The organism is Calothrix sp. NIES-3974 (assembly GCF_002368395.1).
Lineage (GTDB): Bacteria > Cyanobacteriota > Cyanobacteriia > Cyanobacteriales > Nostocaceae > NIES-3974.
Genome location: NZ_AP018254.1, coordinates 4,333,633 through 4,353,652 on the forward strand (window position 1 = coordinate 4,333,633; position 20,020 = coordinate 4,353,652).

13 protein-coding genes are annotated in these 20,020 nt (G+C 41.0%); 6 read left to right on the top strand and 7 right to left on the bottom strand.

Annotated features, from left to right (window positions below; translation table 11 throughout):
* Window positions 1-321: 321 nt before the first annotated feature.
* Window positions 322-882 carry a gamma-glutamylcyclotransferase gene (locus CDC37_RS17430; protein ID WP_096623577.1) on the top strand — a complete coding sequence of 187 codons (561 nt, stop codon included), beginning with the start codon at window positions 322-324 and terminating at the stop codon, window positions 880-882.
* 138 nt (window positions 883-1,020) lie between these two features.
* Here CDC37_RS17430 and CDC37_RS17435 read toward each other — a convergent pair whose 3' ends face one another.
* The gene (locus tag CDC37_RS17435) at window positions 1,021-1,716 is read right to left on the bottom strand and encodes a response regulator transcription factor (RefSeq protein ID WP_096623579.1); all 696 of its coding nucleotides are present in this window, start codon (window positions 1,714-1,716) and stop codon (window positions 1,021-1,023) included.
* Window positions 1,717-1,794: 78 nt separating this feature from the next.
* Window positions 1,795-2,958 (bottom strand): ABC transporter permease DevC, encoded by a 1,164-nt coding sequence (gene devC, locus CDC37_RS17440; protein WP_096623581.1) that lies wholly within the window; start codon window positions 2,956-2,958, stop codon window positions 1,795-1,797.
* Between the two features lie 773 nt (window positions 2,959-3,731).
* Between devC and ilvC the strand changes: the two genes are divergently transcribed.
* Window positions 3,732-4,727, top strand: coding sequence for a ketol-acid reductoisomerase (ilvC, locus tag CDC37_RS17445; protein WP_096623583.1), 996 nt, complete (start codon window positions 3,732-3,734; stop codon window positions 4,725-4,727).
* Between the two features lie 565 nt (window positions 4,728-5,292).
* Here ilvC and CDC37_RS17450 read toward each other — a convergent pair.
* The 4 genes from CDC37_RS17450 to CDC37_RS17465 form a co-directional block, all read right to left on the bottom strand.
* The gene (locus CDC37_RS17450) at window positions 5,293-6,525 is read right to left on the bottom strand and encodes an FAD-dependent oxidoreductase (RefSeq protein WP_096626353.1); all 1,233 of its coding nucleotides are present in this window, start codon (window positions 6,523-6,525) and stop codon (window positions 5,293-5,295) included.
* A gap of 237 nt (window positions 6,526-6,762) precedes the next feature.
* A complete protein-coding gene (locus CDC37_RS17455) occupies window positions 6,763-8,298 on the bottom strand; it encodes a phytoene desaturase family protein (protein ID WP_096623585.1) in 1,536 nt (511 codons plus the stop codon).
* Between the two features lie 518 nt (window positions 8,299-8,816).
* The gene (gene tmk / locus CDC37_RS17460) at window positions 8,817-9,461 is read right to left on the bottom strand and encodes a dTMP kinase (protein WP_096623587.1); all 645 of its coding nucleotides are present in this window, start codon (window positions 9,459-9,461) and stop codon (window positions 8,817-8,819) included.
* Between the two features lie 570 nt (window positions 9,462-10,031).
* Complete coding sequence (locus tag CDC37_RS17465) at window positions 10,032-11,327, bottom strand: FGGY-family carbohydrate kinase (protein WP_096623589.1); 1,296 nt, start codon at window positions 11,325-11,327, stop codon at window positions 10,032-10,034.
* A gap of 137 nt (window positions 11,328-11,464) precedes the next feature.
* Here CDC37_RS17465 and larE point away from each other — a divergent pair, with 137 nt between their 5' ends.
* From larE to sppA, 3 genes are all read left to right on the top strand, one after another.
* Complete coding sequence (larE, locus tag CDC37_RS17470) at window positions 11,465-12,301, top strand: ATP-dependent sacrificial sulfur transferase LarE (protein ID WP_096623591.1); 837 nt, start codon at window positions 11,465-11,467, stop codon at window positions 12,299-12,301.
* A gap of 827 nt (window positions 12,302-13,128) precedes the next feature.
* Entirely contained in the window at window positions 13,129-14,178 is a 1,050-nt protein-coding gene (gene fni, locus CDC37_RS17475) for a type 2 isopentenyl-diphosphate Delta-isomerase (protein WP_096623593.1), read from the top strand.
* Window positions 14,179-14,648: 470 nt separating this feature from the next.
* Window positions 14,649-16,484 (top strand): signal peptide peptidase SppA, encoded by a 1,836-nt coding sequence (gene sppA, locus CDC37_RS17485; RefSeq protein WP_096623597.1) that lies wholly within the window; start codon window positions 14,649-14,651, stop codon window positions 16,482-16,484.
* A gap of 258 nt (window positions 16,485-16,742) precedes the next feature.
* Here the strand turns inward: sppA and CDC37_RS17490 are convergent, their stop codons facing one another.
* A complete protein-coding gene (locus tag CDC37_RS17490; protein WP_096623599.1) occupies window positions 16,743-17,942 on the bottom strand; it encodes an FG-GAP repeat domain-containing protein in 1,200 nt (399 codons plus the stop codon).
* Between the two features lie 444 nt (window positions 17,943-18,386).
* Here CDC37_RS17490 and rpsB point away from each other — a divergent pair, with 444 nt between their 5' ends.
* Window positions 18,387-19,178, top strand: coding sequence for a 30S ribosomal protein S2 (gene rpsB, locus CDC37_RS17495; protein ID WP_096623601.1), 792 nt, complete (start codon window positions 18,387-18,389; stop codon window positions 19,176-19,178).
* Window positions 19,179-20,020 lie beyond the last annotated feature (842 nt).

Consider the following 20,020-nt stretch of genomic DNA (forward strand, 5'->3'; position numbering starts at 1 on the left):
TTGACACTAGAAGTTTCAATTTCTGTAGAGGGAAACATTTCTACTCAGAAAATCGCAGAAACTTCCTTCGCTCTGCAATAATTAGGATTAGATAGTGATATCGAAACGCTGGAATAATTAAGAACGGGGTGTGCAATCGGCTTGTTCACCCCAAAAATCCCCTGTGGATAATCATCCCTAGAAAGCTATAAAGTTAGATTTGAGCAAAATTAAAAACATGATTTAGCTCACCCAGACATCGATATTTGTCCCGAAAGTATTGTAGGATGATTGAATACTTAGATTACACCCACCTACTACCAAGGTAATTAAACTCAGTACATGCAGCAGAAAAAAGTGAAATTGCATCATCCAGCTAAGTTTGTCGAACCAGTACAAACAAACTCTCCGGAGCCGATGTTCTATTACTTTGCCTACGGTTCTTGCATGTGTCCGGTTGATTTGAAAAGAACCTTAAAGGAGAATACTCACCAATATGTTGTTGGTCATGCAATCCTATCTGGCTACCGTCTCGGCTTCTATCGCTATTCCAAAATGCGCAGGAGTGGGGTCTTAGATGTGGTTCCGGATGATAAATCTAGCGTAACAGGTGTATTATATCACCTACCTTGGCGATTAAGTCAACCCCTTGATATCCGTGAAGATGTGCATCGGGGGGGATATCGTCATGAGTACGTTGAGGTGAAATGTCATGGCAAAATTTACCGCAATGTTCGTACCTATGTGGTGGTAGATAAATTGAAGCAGGAAATGGCTCCCAGTGACTGGTATTTTAACGTCGTGTTGCGGGGTGCGGTGACTTGTGGTTTACCGGAAGAATATTGTTGGAGTTTGTTTAATCATATGCATCAGTTGCAGCTACAGCAACAAAAGGCTGCTTAGAGTTTGTTTGATAAGTTATTTTGAATACTTTCTTGTTTTTTTGGGAGTAGGGAGCAGGGAATCGGGAGTAGTTTAGAAAGACAAAACGATGATTTTCCCTACCCACCTAATTCATACCCAGCATTCAATACCAAAATCCTAATTTGTCAAGCCATGCTCTAGGGCAAATCGAACTAACTCGGTGCGACTGTTGGTTCCGGTTTTGCTAAATAAACGGCTGACATATTTTTCCACATTGCGGACGCTGGTGTCCAGACGACGGGCAATTTCCTTGTTCATTAACCCTTCGGTGACGAGATTTAAAACGCTTTGTTCACGGGGGGTTAAATCGATGGTGAAGGGTGCAGGAGTTTGGGCGATCGCATTTTTTTGGGTGAGTAAAGCTTTAATTTGGGCGATTTGTTTGGCAAGTTCGGCAATGTCGGGGGTGTCACCTTCCCCGGATGCTGCGGTGCTACTGAGGTTCCGTCGTGCTAACAGATTTTCCACAATCGCTACTAATTCGTCGGGATCAAAGGGTTTGGGTAAGTAGGCATCCACCCCAGCTTGATAACCTTGAATGCGATCGCCTGTCATCCCTTTTGCGGTTAAAAATACAACTGGTAATGCTTGAAAACGGGGGTCATCCCGGAGTTGCTTGAGGAATTGATAACCATCTACCTGGGGCATCATGATATCAGATATTACCAGGTCAGGTATATTTTGTTGCATCCATTCCCAACCTTCACGGGCGTTACTGGCCACTTGAACGCGAAATCCGCTTTCTTGCAGAAAATCCTTTACAGCTTCACGCAACCCAGGTTCATCATCTACCAGTAACAATTGTGCTGACATTGAATAATTCCCTATCCATACTTTACTACCAATTTAGCGAATTTTCACCACAGAATGTACAGGTGGAAAGACTATTTTTTAAAATAAATCCGCAGGGTCAGCAGAGTGTAATTGCCGCATTGCGATCGCTCCGGCAATGAAGCACATAATCAGGGTGAGAAAAAAGACGGTGACGGCTCGTTCCCAAGTCATAAATACTGGTAACATTGTGGCGCTGGCAGCTACGTGATAAAACGCAATGGTAAACAGAAATCCTGGAATGTAACCTAGTACGGCTAGGAATAAGGCTTCTTGTCCTAAAATTTTCATTAAATAAAATTGGGTATAACCCATTGCCTTGAGCATGGCATATTCGGGTAGGTGAATGGAAACGTCAGTATAGAGAATTTGGTAAACAATTACACTCCCAACTAAAAATGAAACAATCACTCCCACACCAAAAATAAAGCCGATAGGTGTAGTTTTCGACCAATAATCAGTTTCCAGTTGGGTAAATTCAGGGATAGTGAGAATGAGGATATCGTCGGGTAATTTTTGTTGTAGAAACTCTGCGGTTGTTTGGGGATTGGCGTTAGCAGCTAGTTTAATTAAACCAACCGTTACCTGGTCAGAAGCGTGACTAGAAAAAAGACGAAGATAGGTTAAATCGCTGCAAATGATATTACCATAGGTGGCAAAGGAGCGACCTAATTTAAACCAACCAGCAATTTGCACCTCAATATTATTAATTTCCGCATCAGTCGGAGTTGTTGGAGCAAATTTAGGTAAAGAAGCAGTATCGAAAAGAACTTGATTCAGGATTTGTAAATGATGTTGTAATTTCGTGACATCATGATTTTTAATACTAAAATTTTCTGGTGGCAAACCAGCAATCAAAATAGTTTGTAAACTGCCATTATCGGGATTCAGCCACTTTCCTAACCCCACATAGAGAGGATTTACCGATTCCACCCCAGCAAATCCCCGTGCTTGGAAAATTCTTTCCCGAGGAAAATGTTTCACAGAATAAATCGTTTTAAAATTACGACTGACAATGACTAAATCTGCATTCAGCACCTTGTGGGGAGCGATCGCACTTTCAAATAAAGCCGCTTCAAACCCCATTTGGGCGAACATGAGGATATCAGCAAACGCAATTCCCGTCAACGCGATCGCCAATAGGGTTTTTCCTCTAATCAATTGTTGCCACGCTAAAGGTATTTTGCAAAATAAACCCAATTTGCAAATTAGTTTACGTAGCATTCAAATTCAACTCCTCGGTAAAACCATTTTGGATTTTGGATTTTGGATTACTTTGAGAACAGTTTCTCGCTTGTAGATAGGGAGTAGGGAGTAGGGAGGGAAGAAGTAAAGCTAATAGCGTAAGTTGGTAGTTAGTGCCTTTGAACGGTATAGTGGTAATACGAAAATTTAATTTTTATCATGTACTTTTAGTCACTCATTTTCAGGCTTTGTACTCAAAAATCGATTTTTTTAATAACTAACAACTTGAGTTAATAGCTTTTTCATAAGTTTTAGTATACGAAGTTGATGATGACTACTCCCCACTCCCTAAAAGTATTAGAAGTTTGTGAGAAATCCGGAGTTCTGTGTTTCTATATCGACAATTAAGATTTTCCCAGGGTTTGCAGACAATCCGTTCATTAAATCTAATAACTTTCCAATATTTTTGATATTTATCTTTGATCAACATCCCTAACTCCAGGGTAAACAGAAGTAATATACAACACAAACATTAGGGACTACCCGTCAGGTCGTCTCTACCTGTGTTCTCACAAGTGAACGGTAAGGGTTGATTAACATCTGAATTTTCTTTCTACTCCCTACTCCCGTCACGGACTATTCCCTACGAGTTTGAGAAATTTTGAGAAACCTGGGTCTACATGTTTCAATGATAATTTTCCCCACCCACCGAACTCAAAATAATTTTGCCAATCTCAACACTTGGTGTACCCTTTTGCGGTAAGATGAAAGACCGCAACAAAAACAGGTGCTTGCTGACTGGAGAAGCTTTTATGGCTCGGATGTATTACGATTCGGATGCAAATTTAGACCTTTTGACCGGGAAAACGGTGGCAATTATTGGTTATGGTTCCCAGGGTCACGCTCACGCTCTCAATCTCAAAGATAGTGGTGTAGACGTGATTGTGGGACTATATCCGGGAAGTAAGTCAGCAGCGAAGGCTCAAGCAGCTGGTTTAACGGTGAAAAGTGTCGCAGATGCAGCATCCGCAGCTGATTTGATTATGATTTTGCTACCCGATGAGGTGCAAAAAACAGTTTACAAACAGGAAATCGAACCCAATCTACAAGAGGGTAATATTCTCGCTTTTGCTCACGGATTTAACATTCACTTTGGTCAGGTTGTACCCCCTGCAAATGTAGATGTAGTAATGGTTGCACCCAAAGGACCAGGACATTTAGTTCGTCGAACCTACGAACAAGGTCAAGGTGTACCCTGTTTGTTTGCAGTTTATCAAGATGCAACAGGACAAGCACGCGATCGCGCTATGGCCTATGCTAAAGGTATTGGTGGAACTAGAGCTGGAATCCTCGAAACTACTTTCCGCGAGGAAACCGAAACCGATTTATTCGGAGAACAAGCAGTTTTATGTGGTGGTTTGAGCGCTCTGATTAAAGCTGGTTTTGAAACTTTAATTGAAGCTGGATACCAACCGGAATTGGCCTATTTTGAATGTCTCCATGAAGTCAAATTAATTGTAGACTTGGTGGTAGAGGGTGGACTGGCGACAATGCGTGATAGCATTTCCAACACTGCTGAGTACGGTGACTATACCCGTGGTCCACGGATTGTCAATGACAGCACCAAAGCCGAAATGAAGAAGATTCTCTCGGAAATTCAATCAGGACAATTTGCGCGGGAATTTGTGTTAGAAAATCAAGCTGGTAAACCCGGTTTCACCGCGATGCGTCGTCAAGAAGCTGAACATCCCATCGAAGAGGTTGGTAAGGATTTACGAGCAATGTTTAGCTGGTTGAAGAAAGCCTAAATTTAATTTGGTTTGTTGAGTGTTGACAGGTAACAGGTTTTGCCTCCTTTTTTCAAGTTGAAGATAATTGATTAGCCAGTAGGTGCGTTAGCTTTAAGGGTGACGCACCAATAAATCCCGGATTTTAGTTAATCCCAATTTGAAAAAAGAATGCGACAGATGAATTGTATTCATAGAGACGCGATATATCGCGTCTCTGGGGGTTTGGCCAACATTATTGATTTTGAATCGGTATAGGTCAATACAGTTCAGTTAGACTTAAAAGCCTGATTATTGGGTAGGTTGGGTTGAAGAATGTAGAGGCAGTAGCCCTCGTGGAATGCGTCCCCACGCGAAGCATAGGGAGGAGATAATCACAAAAACTGTGTGAACCTATGGGTAAATTTCAACAAAATCAACAGTCTATGCAAAGCCTCAACCCAACCTACAGTTATCTTTAACACCAAGCGTATTGCGGTATAGGTAGGTAGACACAATTGAATAGTAAATATAAACCCGAATGTGGTTAAAACTAACTTCAAAACATTATTAATTTTTACTCACTACTCACAATTTTCCCATTTACCTACCTAGCACACATCTTCGCAACTTTGATAGCAGAGGTAATTGCTCCTTCGTGTAATCCATCCCCTAAGTATGCTCCCACATAATAGGTGTGATTAGTGCCGTTCATAGCGATAATTTCATCTCTGAATTCAAAAGCTGGAACCGTGTAAAAGGGTGTATGGTGCGTGAAGGAGTGAATAATTTTATCTTTGTCAATCAAACTATCTAAGTTAAAAGCTAAACTATATTGCTGCGGTGATGATACTCCACACAACTGATTCAAATAGGCATTATAACCCCAACTACTTTCGGTTTGAAAAAAATCGAATTCGGAAAATTTTTTAATTCCATATCCCTCGTACATGGATGTATCTGTGTGTAAAATAGTCGTAGCTTGATTTGCTTCCCATTGAGAAAAACACTTAATTTCAAGTTCACTAGGGTCTGATAATAATTTCATCACCTGGTCAGGGGGTGTAGCAAAAACAACCTTATCAAAGGTGTGGATTGGCCCATTTTTTAATTCAATTTTCACTTGTTTAGAAGTTCGCAGCACCTCGATAATTTCCGCATTTACCTGAATATTACCTGTAAATTTTGCCAAAATTTTTTCAATATAGGAATATACACCTCCCTTAATTCTCACCCAATCCGTATAAATATAATCTCGTAAAGCGGGAATAGCTAATTCTGCGGGGAAATTATCAATCAATTCAAAAGGCATTGAATAACTATACATCGTCAGTAACTTCAGCCAATCATTGCGGATACATCGAGATTTTAAAAAATCAGCCATCGATTGATTGTGTAGTTGAGAAGTTTTAACCAAGTTGGTTTTAATCCATAATCCTGCAGAGCGAGCGTACATTGTATCCAAGCGTAAATACTCAATTAATCTTTGCCAACCAGTGTAATTTTTTTGAATGGCAATACCAGAAAGAATATGTCGTCCATCTTTCATAAATAAAGAGGAAGCAATATTCACAGGTTCTAATTCCACTCCTAATTCTGCCATTAACTGGAGAAAATTAGTAAACTTAACCGGAAATTCCAGCACACCTCCCTCTAAAAATACTTGATGGGGTAATTTATCTGAATTTGAATCAGTTATTTTCACATTTTTATGGGTAGTTCTAATATGTCCACCTAATATTGGTTGCTTTTCAAAAACCGTCACTTGATGACCATATTTATCAAGTAAATATGCTGTCACCATCCCACTAGCACCACCACCAATGATTGCTATTTTCATATTTATCACCCTGCTAATTAAAACCCACATAAGAAAGGTAATATAGACTAGAAAACCCGGATTTCTCACAAACTCCTCAAACTTTCAGTGAGTAGTCCGTGATGGCAGTAGGGAGTAGCAGTAAAATAAATCCACTACTCAAGGCTCATAACTCCCTTGTGATAAATGCAGGAAAGGTATTCCTCCTATTTCCTACTCCCTAACTATGGAGATAATTTCATAAATCACAGTAGATTTCTATATTCCTAAAAACCAATCATTTGCTAATCTTTGATATAACATCGCTCCCGTCCAAAAAGTTGGTGCAAAACCTGGATAACCAGAAGAAGCATTACAAAAATAAAAATTATTCAACGATGTTTGATGATTTAATCGACCCAGACCCATATTCCGAGGAGTCAAATTAGAGCCATAGGAATTTCCTTGGGGACACCAACAAAAACGCTCATTTGTTGTAGGACTACCTGTCATAGAAAAGATAAGATATTTACGAAAGTTGGGGACATATTTCTTTTCCATCACATCCAATATTTGTGCAAAAATCTCATTTTTTTTCTGTCGATAGGCTTTTTTGTCACTATCACGAAGCTTGTGAAAATAATCGTAGTCTGCGACTGTCAAAAATTCAATAATTTGACAGTCTTCTGGACAGTCACGCTCATGATTAGTTAATAAAGTTGGTGTGGTAATTGCAAAACTCAATTGTGAGTAATCATGGTTTTCATACATTTGTTTAAATGCCATATTCAAATTGCTATGCTCACTATGAAAAGTATTCCAAGCACCAAAACCATAATCTCGTAAATCAATATCCTTGACTACACAATAAGCGACAAAATTACTAGGGGAATAATCATAGTTAAGTCTTTTGATTACTTGGGGACTAAAATTATGTATACCAATCATTTTTGCCGCTTTTTTGGGGTCTAAATTGCAAATCGTGTTTGCGGCTGTAAATTCAAAAAATTCCTTGGTCACACGATTAATCCCCCTAACTCCCTTAATAGTTCGATTTTCAACTAAAAATTCTTTCACCTCATGATTAAAAAGTAATTCACCCTGATGTTTCTTAATCGTATCTACTAAGGAATTAATCACATGTTCAAAATGTCTAGTTGGATAAAAAGCTCCTGCTTGATATGAAGTAAATAAAATCACCCAAGCATAAAAAGATAATTGATTTGGTGGTAACAAAAAATCTGGCCATTGTAAAGCAAGTAAGGTTTGTGCTGCTAGGGGTAATTGAAATTTATCAAAGACATCTTGGAGGGTACTATTGAGATATGTAGCAGCACAAATTGTCTCGTTAGGGTGTTGGAGAATCTGTAATAAATTAATAGGTGGTGTTAAAAAGCGTAATCCCTTCCTCACTTTTTGAACTTCTGAGAGAAAACGACGAATTTGCTGTTCATGATGAGGAAAAAGCTTTCCTAAACGATGAATTAACACCTGATTATCACTCGGTATATCTAAGGAATAACCAGGCATTCTCATGTGGTCAAAACCATTGATATCGTATTTTTCAAAAGTAACTTGCTGGTCTAAATCAAGTTTTTTGAGAATCCGATTAACAGCTTGTCCCTCACCACAATCCCACACATAATGAAGTTGGGCATTAAACTTGTACTTACCAGCGATTTCAAAAGTATGACCAAAACCACCAGGATATTCATGGGCTTCTAAAATTAGAACTTTTTGACCTGATTTAGCCATTAATGCGGCAAATACTAATGCGGATAATCCACTACCGACAATCAAATAATCTATATTCATATTTATTCAGTGAAAAAAAATAAAGTTATTGAAATCAAATTACAAATGTTTGATGCGTTATGAAATAACTTATCACGCACCCTACAAACTGGAAATTTAGTTATCAATCAAACTTGATTTTCATCTAGATTCAAAAATCAAATAGGGAGAGGGAGTAGAGACCCAACATGTCGCGTCTCTACTTTGCCATACTGTGATCGCAGTCCTAAATGATTTGTAAAATCTTACATGTAGGTTTGTTGACTGTTAAGGGTTGACAGTAAACAGCCATAGACCTAAACACACGTAGCACGACAGGGTACAGCCAAAACCAATATTTTTCACGACTTAAATCGGATTGCTATATATATTTTCTGCCTATTTAGAGGTTAAACAATAAATGTGAGAAACTTGTGAGTTTTTGTGAAACTGATATCTTCCCCCGAAGAAGATACAAGAAATAAGTTTAAATCCCTATACACTTGTTCTCTCAACTGCGATCGCGTCCGTCTTCGTAATTCGTCATCAACGTCAGTAGGCTAATAAATCCTGATTAGTGTTTTCATTAAAGCTTGTATTTGGGTTTGAATCAATTCTGGGGACTGATTTCCATCGAGACGGTGGATTATTTGGGGATAGTTGGCTGCTTGGTGTTGATAGCCTTGACGGATGCGATAGTGAAAATCTAGTTTTTCCTGTTCAATGCGGTCAAATTGGTCATGATTGCCAATTTTGCGTAATAAACCAATAGCTGGGTCAATATCTAACCAAAAAACTAAATCCCGTTCTAACCCCTGGGTAGCGATCGCATTTAGTTGCAAGATTAAATCTAGATCCAATTTTCGCCCAAATCCCTGGTAAGCGATAGTCGAATCAATAAAGCGATCGCATAAAATAATTTTACCCTGATTTAATAAAGGTTTAAGATAGCTATCCACATGTTGAGCGCGGTCAGCAGCATATAGTAATAATTCTGCCCGATCAACAATTGTACCCTGGGGGGACTCCAACAAAATCCGCCGTAATTCCATCCCTAATTCCGTTCCCCCCGGTTCCCGTGTCACCACAACCTCAACTCCGAGGGATTGTAACCACTGTCTAGTTAAATTCACCTGGGTGGTTTTTCCACAACCCTCCACACCCTCAAAAATAATTAATTTTCCCAATCTATCCTGGTTATTCATGATGCTAGTGGCTGGGGAAATATCTAAAGCTGAATCATCCCATATCCACCAACACTTGTAAACCTTTTTCTCAGTAGATAGGTGCGATTAAATATAAAACCACGACATAACCTATCATTGTTGCAATTTGGGATTCACATCAAAATTCTTGTAGAGACGTAGCAATTCATTGTTTGTTGCAATTTTGGATTCAAACCAAAATCATTGTAGAGACGTAGCAATTTATTGTTTGTTGCAATTTTGGATTCAAATCAAAACCATTGTAGACGTAGTAATTTATTGTTTGTTGCAATTTTGGATTCAAACCAAAATCATTGTAGAGACGTAGCAGTGCTACGTCTCTACATAACGTAAAATTTCCAATTCATATTATTATTTAGCAACGCCCTACAATCTAAAATAAAAATGAAGGGGATAGATGATGTGCAAGAATGATACACCACTACCCCTAATGCTGCCCAGATGATTAACCTGGAACCATTACGCCCAGTGTCTAACTTTCTTAGTATGGGCTGGTTTTTTCCTAATTGTCACTGGTATTGCTACGGAATTACAAAGAATTGGTAAAGTTTACCACCTACCCCAACTACCCCACATTGCCAGTAAAGCACTACCATAGGCTGCTTCCCGATGCCGAGAATTAGTTACAGGTACTTGTAGATATTGACTGCGAATTTCAGTCCAGACAGGATTTTTTGCCCCTCCACCCGCCGTATAAACACGGACAAGGGGTGTTGCACCCAGTTGTTGTAGTAATTTATAACCTTGGGCTTCAATCCTGGCCATACTTGATAGTAATCCGTGTAAAAATTCCCTGTCATCACTGGGACGGGGGGAAAGTCGGGGTGCTAAATTCGCGTCGTTAATGGGAAAACGTTCACCGGGTTTGAGGAGGGGGTAGTAATCGAGTTCACAGGGGGACTGGGGATCAATTTGGGAGGAAAGTTGAATGAGTTGCTCATCGGTAAAGAAATGACGCAGGATTGCACCTCCGGTATTTGATGCACCTCCTACTAACCAAATTGGTTGTGTGGAAGTTAGATGGGGGGAATTGGCAAAATTGGGGAAACGATGGCTGTAAATTCCGAATGCAGAATTGTCGATGGGGGTATGACTCAGGAGTTTAATTACAAGGGTTGAACCGAGGGATGTGACTGCTTCTCCGGGGGTTTTGGCTCCGCTTGCAAAAAAAGCGGCAATACTATCGGTTGTACCTGCACAAATTTGACAAGTTGTGGGAAAATTATACCTACGAGCTATTTCTGATTTTATTGCAGCAATCGGTGTTCCTGGGGAAAGTACCTGGGGTAATTTGACGGGAATCTCTAAATTTTCTAGCCATTCTGGATACTTTAAGACCGCAACATCGTAACCTAACTTGAGGGCATTATGATAATCACTAATACCCAATTTGCCATGTAGCAAAAAAGCTAACCAATCAGCTTGATGGAGAAAATAAGCAGCTTGCTGAAAGCTTGGTTGTTGTTGCATCCACAGTAATTTTGCCAGACTAGATGTCGCACTGATAACTGGGTGTTGAGGAGGAGCAAGTGCTTGTAGACGGGGAAGTATGGATGCGGCGCGGGCATCATTGTAAAGTAAAGGAGTGTCGATGATATTACCAACTGCGTCACATAACATTACCGTCGCCGAAGTACCATTAATCGCGATCGCCTGAATTTGCGATCGCAGTTGCTCTGGTATCTGTAAAATTAACTCCCAGAGGCTATCATGCCAAGTCGGAGCTAAATTCGTGTTGTCACAATCAGCAAAATTACGACTTGCTTGACTGATAATATTGCCATTGGTGTCAATCACGATACTTCGCGCTCCCGAAGTACCAAAGTCGATCCCCAGGTAAAACATTTTGGATTTTAGATTTTGGATTTTTATTCTTAAGCTATTCTGGAATTGAAACCAAGGAAAACAACTTTTCCCTATTCCCTAAGTACAGACGACCCGTCGGGTCGTCTCCCTACTCCCTATTTACCTACTCCCTACCGATGATATTAACCGCAAAACTGGAACGTCTCAAAACTATTTTTGCAGAAATGGAACGGGCTTTGATTGCCTATTCTGGAGGTGTGGATAGTACATTGGTGGCCAAAATCGCCTATGATGTATTGGGCGATCGCGCTCTGGCTGTAACTGCGGTATCTCCATCTTTGTTACCGGAAGAATTGGAAGATGCCAAAATTCAAGCTGCAACCATTGGGATTAAGCATCAACTGGTCACCACCCAAGAAATGTCTAATCCTAATTACACCTCTAATCCTGTCAATCGCTGCTATTTTTGTAAAAGTGAATTACATGACACCCTAAAACCAATGGCTAGGGAGCTAGGATATCCCTATGTGGTTGATGGTGTAAATGCGGATGATTTACAAGATTATCGTCCCGGAATCCAAGCAGCAAAGGAACGTGGTGCATTTTCCCCCCTCGCAGAAGTTGGGGTGACAAAAGCTGAAGTTAGACAACTTTCCCAAGAGTTAGGATTACCCTGGTGGGATAAACCCGCTCAACCTTGTTTAAGTTCCCGTTTCCCCTACGGTGAAGAAATTACTATTGCTAAATTACAACGGGTCGGACGTGCGGAAATATATTTACGTAAATTAGGTTGGACAAATTTACGGGTTCGTTCCGAAGGGGATACCGCGAGAATTGAATTACCACCAACAGCGATTAAAGATTTTGTTGCCAATAGCGATTTAGAGATTATTGTGGCAGAATTTCAAAAATTAGGTTTTCTCTACGTCACCCTCGACTTGGAAGGATATCGCAGTGGAAAATTGAATCGGGTTTTCAGAATGCAGGAGACAGGAGAACAGTTAGGTGCTTAAATGTGAGTGGGGAGTAGGGGGTCGGGAATAGGAATGAGCTATTTTTTTGTTTGTGTGTCCAATTTAACTGTTATATACTCTAAATTCTCCCATAAAACAACAACACCCAGACTTACAGGATACTCAGGGAATTCCTTGCTTTTTTCATCCTAACCAGGGCTGTTAAAACTGAAAATTAATGCATTCTCGCTATGACATTAGAACAGTTACATGACCCTCTTTTTTTACCAGAATGAGGAAATATAAGTATTTGAGTCGGGTGTTGTTGTTTGTTGACGAGACAGATGTTGAAACAGCGTTTTTACCTCTTTTGTTTAACTAACTGACCTTTGACATTGGCTGTTGAATCTGCCAGGGAAGCTTTGTCAGCTTCAATTATTAACTTACCATTGAATCAATTTGAAAAAATACCATTGATACTTTTCTTGACTTTTCTTTATCAATTAGACAATCTTCTTCGTATATATTTACATTACCCGGATTTCTCACAAATTGCTCAAACTTTCAGTGAGTAGGGAGCGGGGAGTAGGGAGTCGCAGGAAAATCAAGCCACTACTCAAGGCTTATCACTCCCTTGTGAGAAATGCAGGATTAGCCATATATTTACTATCAGAGAAAAAATGCTCAGATATATATTATTACCCTCTCCAAATATTTTCGATTATCAAGTAATAGTACATAATTCAAGCTTGCGAAAATATCCAGGAATCAATGGGGTGATATCACAAAACTTCATAAAATGCACCTAAATTCCAGAGATAAACTTCCAAAAGACCCTGCTCCAGTATTCTGTCTCCTGTATTCTATAATTTTCCAAAAAATCAGCCGTGCAAACCTCCAATCAACCTGAAACCGTCACCCAATCACGAAAAGCCGACCATATTCGTATTTGCCTAGAAGAGCAGGTACAATGTCAAGCGATCGCAACAGGTTTAGAAAAATATCGATTTATCCACACCTGTCTACCCGAACTTGATTTTGACCAGGTGGATATCAGCACCTCATTTTTGGGAAAAACTCTAGGTGCGCCAATTTTAATTTCCTCCATGACCGGAGGAACTCCCCTTGCAGCCACCATTAATCAGCGCTTGGCAGAAGTTGCCCAAGAATATAAACTAGCGATGGGAGTGGGTTCACAACGGGTCGCCATCGAAAAGCCCCAGGTGATAGAAAGCTTTGCCATCCGTAAATACGCACCGGATGCTCTGTTATTCGCAAATTTAGGGGCTGTACAGCTAAACTATGATTACGGTGTCGAACAATGCCAACGAATTATCGATATGTTGGCAGCCGATGCCCTAATTCTGCATCTTAATCCTTTACAGGAATGTATTCAACCCCAAGGGGATAAAAAATTCCACGGCTTACTTGCTAAAATAGAGGTATTGTGTAATCAACTACCAATACCCGTAATTGTAAAAGAAGTTGGTAATGGCATATCGGCAAGAATGGCGGAGGTATTAATTGGTGTGGGAGTACAAGCCATAGATGTCGCTGGTGCAGGGGGTACATCCTGGGCTTTAGTGGAAAGCGAAAGAGCGCAAACACCGATGCAGCGACGTTTAGGACGGACATTTGCCGATTGGGGGATACCAACAGCAGAGTGTATTACCAGTATTCGCCAAATTGCCCCACAAATACCCCTAATTGCATCCGGGGGATTACGTCACGGATTAGACGCAGCCAAAGCGATCGCATTAGGGGCTAATTTAGCAGGGTTTGCCATGCCATTTTTGCAAGCCGCAGCCGATTCTGACACCGCAGTATCCGATTTAGTACAAGTATTAATGGCAGAATTAACAACGGTGCTATTCTGTACAGGGAATCAAAATTTATCCCAATTACAATCATCAGGATGTTTACAATTAGGAAAGTAGGGAGAAGGGAGTAGGGAATAGGGAATGGGGAGTGGTTAAAAAACTTTCAAAAGTAGGGAGTAGGAAATAGGGAGTGGTCAAAAAACTTTCAAAAGTAGGGAGAAGGGAGTAGGGAATAGGGAATGGGGAGTGGTAAAAAAAACTTTCAAAAGTAGGGGGAAGGGAGTAGGGAATAGGGAGTGGGGAGTGGTAAAAAATTTTTATCTGGTGACTATGCTCTGCGTGGTCATCCGTGCGTGAAGGCTACCCTACCGCCTTCATTCAGGAGGCAAACAGAGGAGAGGAGTCTCGCACCCTTGAGTTCCCACGCGGAGCATGGGAACCAGGGGAAAAGTAGTAAATATACAACTTAAATGCGCAACAGCATACTCCCTATTTTCCGAGCAAGCGGGTTAATCTGTAGAATCAATCCAAAATCTAAAATCTAAAATCCAAAATCCAAAATCCTTTCATCCGATGGCTGAGTGGCAATGCGTAACTTTCTCAAACAAACTTTTGCCAGCTTAATTGGCACAATCTTAGGGTTAGCAATTTTTTCGGGGGTGAGTATTTCAGTTCTCATCGTCTTGATATTTATTGCAGCTTCAGCGCGGGAAACCGAACCTGTAGTCAAAAACCGCTCCGTGATGGTGTTTGATCTGGGAATGGAAATTACCGACGGTGAACCCAATTCTAGCCAACTACTTCAAGAAGCCTTAGCAGGACGTACCCGGGAACGGATGAATTTACGCGGGGTTTTAGATGCCATCGAAAAAGCTCGTCGGGATTCGCGTATCGTCGGTATTTATTTGGATGCAACACGGGTAAATTCTGCTTCTAGAAGTGCGGGTTTAGCCACATTTAAGGAAATTCGTCGAGCCTTAGAAAAATTTCGGGCTGAGGGTAAACAAATTATCGCCTACGGTTTAGAATGGGGAGAGCAGGAGTATTATCTGAGTTCCGTTGCCGATCGGATTGTGATGAATCCCGTGGGGGTGATGGAAATCAATGGATTTAGTTCCCAACCAATTTTTTTTGCCGGGGCATTGGAAAAATATGGAATTGGTGCGCAAATCCTGCGAGTGGGTAAATTTAAAGGCGCGGTGGAACCCTTTATTCTCGATAAACTCAGTCCCGAAAATCGTGCCCAGACACAAAAATTACTGGACGATGTGTGGAGTGAATGGCGTGGTGCAGTGGGAAAAAGTCGGCAAATAGACCCACAAAAATTACAGGATATAGCCAATAATCAAGCCATTTTAGAAGCGAATACAGCCAAACAGCAGAAATTGGTAGATCAGGTTGCCTATTTCGATGAAGTTGTCAAGGATTTACGTAAACTAACCCGTAGTAATGATACCGACCAACCCGTACCCCAAATCAGTATTAGTGATTATGCAGGCATTCCCGGAAGTGGACTAGGTGCGGAAAAGAACTCCAAAAACCAGATAGCCGTGGTTTATGCGGAAGGGGAAATAGTCAATGGTATGGGAGAAGAAGGACAGGTAGGAGGCGATCGCTTTGCCAGAATTTTTCGCCAACTGCGGGAAGACAAGGACACCAAAGCCGTGGTACTACGGATAAATAGTCCGGGGGGGAGTGCAACTGCGGCAGAGGTAATGCAGCGAGAAGTCCGTTTAACCCAACTGCAAAAACCCGTTGTCGTGTCGATGGGTGATGTTGCAGCATCCGGTGGATACTGGATTGCCACCGATTCCAACCGGATTTACGCTGAACCGAACACAATTACAGGTTCCATTGGTGTGTTTGGGATTTTGCTCAATTTCCAAAAACTAGCCAACGATAACGGTATTACCTGGGATGCCGTCAAAACAGCCAAATACGCCGACAATCAAACCGTTTCCCGTCCTAAATCAGCCGAAGAAATTGCCCTTTACCAACGCTCAGTCAACCGTATTTATAACTTATTTTTAGACAAAGTTGCCCAAGGACGCAAACTCCCTCAAGCAAAAGTCGCAGAAATCGCTCAAGGTCGGATTTGGTCAGGAAACGCAGCCAAACAAATCGGTTTAGTGGATGAAATTGGCGGATTAAATCAGGCGATCGCCCATGCAGCAGAATTAGCCAAAGTCGGTGATGATTGGAGACTACGGGAATATCCCCGTTACACCTCCTTCGGACAACGCTTCTTTGGACGAGCAATTGAGGAAACTAGCGCGATGGTCGGTTTTAAACCTCCCCAACCCCCCACCAATCCCCTCACATCCCAGCTAGATAAATTGCAAGCGGAATTAGCTATTTTACAAACTATGAATGACCCCCAAGGGATTTATGCTCGTCTCCCATTTAACTTAAAAATTGAATGAGTCAGAAGTCGGGTTACTAGGTGCATAGAAGCAGAAAAACCTTGCATCTCTCGTTTGTTAAAGCCAAGCACAAGTGGAATTATTGGGTTAAAGCTACTCCTCCCGCATTTCTCACAAACCCTAAAACTCATGGGGAATAGGGAATTGGGAGTAGGGAATAGAAGGAAAATCAATCCGTTACTCAAGGCTTACAACTTACTCGTGATAAATCCAGGTCCTGTACAGACGCGACATATCGCGTCTTTTTTTCCGCAGACCCTATTTAACCAATTTCCACTCACGGGGAACCGCAAGACTATCGGAACTGGAAATAGTTGTACCATCAACTTTCCAAATCAAATTTTGTCCGGTTTGTTCATCGCGCCAAAAAATATCAGTTTTCCCATCGCGATCGATATCACCAATACTATACTGCCAACCGGGATTGGTGCTTGGTAAAAATGCCGACTCATTAATACTAGAACCATTCATTAACCAAGCTGTATTTTCACCCGTGCGGGTATTGCGCCAAAAAATATCAGTTCTACCATCACCATTAAAATCCGCAATTGCTGGTTGCCAATCCGCACTAAGGTTTGGTAGAGTACCACCCAGGAATAAACCACCATTCATCAACCAAACATTATTTTCCCCAGTGGATTGATTTCGCCATAACAAATCAGCGCGGGAGTCCCCATTAAAATCACCAAAAGTAAAACTCCAATTAGCATCCATATCCTGTAAATAGGAACCAGTAAAGTTAGTTCCATCCATTAACCAAATAGCAGTCTGGGATGTACTGGAATTACGCCAAAAAATATCAGTTTTACCATCACCATTAAAATCCGCAACCGTATAAGACCAAGGTAAATCCGTTTGCGCTAAAAAAGCAGAAGTAGTGACTCTCATTCCATCCATTAACCAAGTGGCATTTTCACCAGTTTTGCTATTACGCCAAAAAATGTCACTTTTACCATCACCATTAAAATCCGCAATTTGATAATTCCAATCTGGCCCAATATTTTGTAAAATTTCTGCCGCAAAGATATTATTTCCATCCATCATCCAAACGGCATTTTCACCAGTTTTAGTATTACGCCAAAAGAAATCACTTTTGCCATCACCATTAAAATCAGCAATTTGAAAATCCCAATTAGCATCCACCGATGGTAAAAAATATCCATTCACATTTGTCCCATCCATAATCCAAATTGCAGTTTCTCCAGTTTGAGAATTACGCCAAATCTTATCATTTCTACCATCCCCATTAAAATCAGCATAAATAGATGCATTACTAAAAAGGGGATTGGGGTTGGGATTTGTAATGGGAATCGGAGTCCGTTGTGTAGAAGAACTTTTTCCTAAATGGGGAGATATACCAAAAGAATTATTCTCAGTAAATATATTGGCAGTTGAATTTACATACACAGCAGAAACAGGAGCAGAGAAATCACTCAATTGATTTGTAGAAGACAACATGATGATTTTTTAACATGAATATGTACTCTGCTTTTTAGCTGATTTAAATCGAAAAATCCGTTATTAATTAACAGGAGGGAGTGGGGAATCGGGAGTAGGGAGTAGCCTACATGTACCCTTGATACCGTTTTACTTTGGAGTTGATACCTGACGGAAAGCTTGCGGGAACAGAAAAAGAAAATGTATCAAAAAATAACAAAATAACCAAAGAAAGCGGTTTTTCCCTATTCACTACTCCCCACTCCCTACTCCCTTTGCATCAAACTAGAGCCATCCAAAATCCCAAGTCTAAAATCCAATTTAGGGTATAACGTCAATAGTCCTTCATATGCTACCCTAGTAGAGCTAATTTACAAAAAATCCGCACATCTAGGATTTCGGGTGTTTTGCGAGCGCAAAATCCACCTAGATGGAGGTTAAACCCGAATAGGAGCAAAATTTGATATGGCAGTAGTTTCGTTGGCTCAATTAATGGAGTCAGGGGTTCACTTTGGACATCAAACCCGACGCTGGAACCCCAAGATGAGTCCCTATATCTACACCTCCCGTAATGGTGTACATATCATCGATTTAGTCCAAACAGCCCAGTTGATGGAAGAAGCCTATGCATTCATGCGATCGCAAGCAGAAGCTGGGAAAAAGTTCCTGTTTGTGGGAACAAAGCGTCAAGCTGCGGGTATCATCGCTCAGGAAGCAACCCGTTGCGGTGCGCACTACATCAACCAACGCTGGTTAGGGGGAATGTTAACCAATTGGTCAACCATCAAAACCCGTGTTGATCGTCTCAAGGATTTAGAACGTCGCGAAGAAAGTGGTGCTTTGGATCTATTACCCAAAAAAGAAGCTTCCATGCTACGTCGCGAAATGGCGAAGTTACAGAAGTATCTGGGGGGAATTAAAACCATGCGTAAGGTTCCCGATATCGTCATTATCGTCGATCAACGTCGCGAATATAATGCGGTTCAGGAATGTCAAAAGTTAGGGATTCCCATCGTTTCCATGTTGGATACTAACTGCGACCCCGATGTTGTTGATATTCCCATTCCTGCTAACGATGATGCCATTCGTTCGATTAAATTGATTGTTGGTAAACTTGCTGACGCAATTTACGAAGGTCGTCACGGACAACTGGAAGTGGAAGACGACTACGAAGATTACGAAAGTGCAGAATACGAGTACGACGAAACAGATTACTCGGAATATGACATCGGTGACGAGGACGACAACGAACAATAATTGGGCTTACAGTCTCTGGAGTTTGTCATCTTTTTCTAGTTAGTTGTTGATTGTCAATCGGAACAGTCAACTCCTACATTCCTCTACATTCCTCAGAATTAAAATTGAGGAGAGTTAGGGAGTAGTAAGTAGGAAGTGGGGAAAAAGGGTTAGGAAAAAACCATTTTCATCTCAAAGAGAAGCGGTGTACGCGCATCTACGGTTTTGGTGTCAGCATTACATGTAGGCTACTCCCTGACTTGAAAGTGAGTCGAGAGTAGCAAGTGGGAAAAACCACTTTCGTGGGTTCTGGTGTCAGCAACACATCTAGACGCAGCCTTCTCTTAGAGAACGTTGGGACACAATCAAACCAGAAAATAGCTCATTCCTACAGACTATTCCCTACCCGGATTTCTCACAAACTCCTCAAACTTTCAGCGAGAAGGGAGTGGGGAGAGACGCGATATATCGCGTCTGTACGGGAGTAGCAGGAAAATAAATCCACCATTCAAGGCTTATCACTCCCTTGTGAGAAATATAAGCCTACTCCCTCTGCATCAAGTCAGAAGGAAAATCAATCCGTTATTCAATACTGACCACGATAGGAATGAGAAATGCAGGTAGTAAGTATTTTTCCTTATGGGTGAGGGAAACAGTACCTTTTGCCGAACAGGCTCAGTGAGATATTGCTCCCATTCCTGAGTAAGATAGAAATGCTTACTATTTTTTCTCAGCAATTTCAATCCACTAATTTCTGAATCCAAGATTTTCACTTTGATTGCTTAAAATTGAGAATCTTGAGGATAAATTTGATGTGGTTGCTGTTATCTTAAAACTTGTCTTGAGTCCGTAGATTGTCATGG

What these genes read in the sequence shown, in the direction of transcription:
- CDC37_RS17450 (WP_096626353.1), bottom strand. Translation starts at nt 6,525, where the DNA reads ATGAAAATAGCAATCATTGGTGGTGGTGCTAGTGGGATGGTGACAGCA.
- sppA (WP_096623597.1), top strand. Translation starts at nt 14,649, where the DNA reads ATGCGTAACTTTCTCAAACAAACTTTTGCCAGCTTAATTGGCACAATC.
- devC (WP_096623581.1), bottom strand. Translation starts at nt 2,958, where the DNA reads ATGCTACGTAAACTAATTTGCAAATTGGGTTTATTTTGCAAAATACCT.
- CDC37_RS17430 (WP_096623577.1), top strand. Translation starts at nt 322, where the DNA reads ATGCAGCAGAAAAAAGTGAAATTGCATCATCCAGCTAAGTTTGTCGAA.
- rpsB (WP_096623601.1), top strand. Translation starts at nt 18,387, where the DNA reads ATGGCAGTAGTTTCGTTGGCTCAATTAATGGAGTCAGGGGTTCACTTT.
- larE (WP_096623591.1), top strand. Translation starts at nt 11,465, where the DNA reads ATGATATTAACCGCAAAACTGGAACGTCTCAAAACTATTTTTGCAGAA.
- CDC37_RS17490 (WP_096623599.1), bottom strand. Translation starts at nt 17,942, where the DNA reads ATGTTGTCTTCTACAAATCAATTGAGTGATTTCTCTGCTCCTGTTTCT.
- CDC37_RS17435 (WP_096623579.1), bottom strand. Translation starts at nt 1,716, where the DNA reads ATGTCAGCACAATTGTTACTGGTAGATGATGAACCTGGGTTGCGTGAA.
- CDC37_RS17455 (WP_096623585.1), bottom strand. Translation starts at nt 8,298, where the DNA reads ATGAATATAGATTATTTGATTGTCGGTAGTGGATTATCCGCATTAGTA.
- ilvC (WP_096623583.1), top strand. Translation starts at nt 3,732, where the DNA reads ATGGCTCGGATGTATTACGATTCGGATGCAAATTTAGACCTTTTGACC.
- CDC37_RS17465 (WP_096623589.1), bottom strand. Translation starts at nt 11,327, where the DNA reads ATGTTTTACCTGGGGATCGACTTTGGTACTTCGGGAGCGCGAAGTATC.
- tmk (WP_096623587.1), bottom strand. Translation starts at nt 9,461, where the DNA reads ATGAATAACCAGGATAGATTGGGAAAATTAATTATTTTTGAGGGTGTG.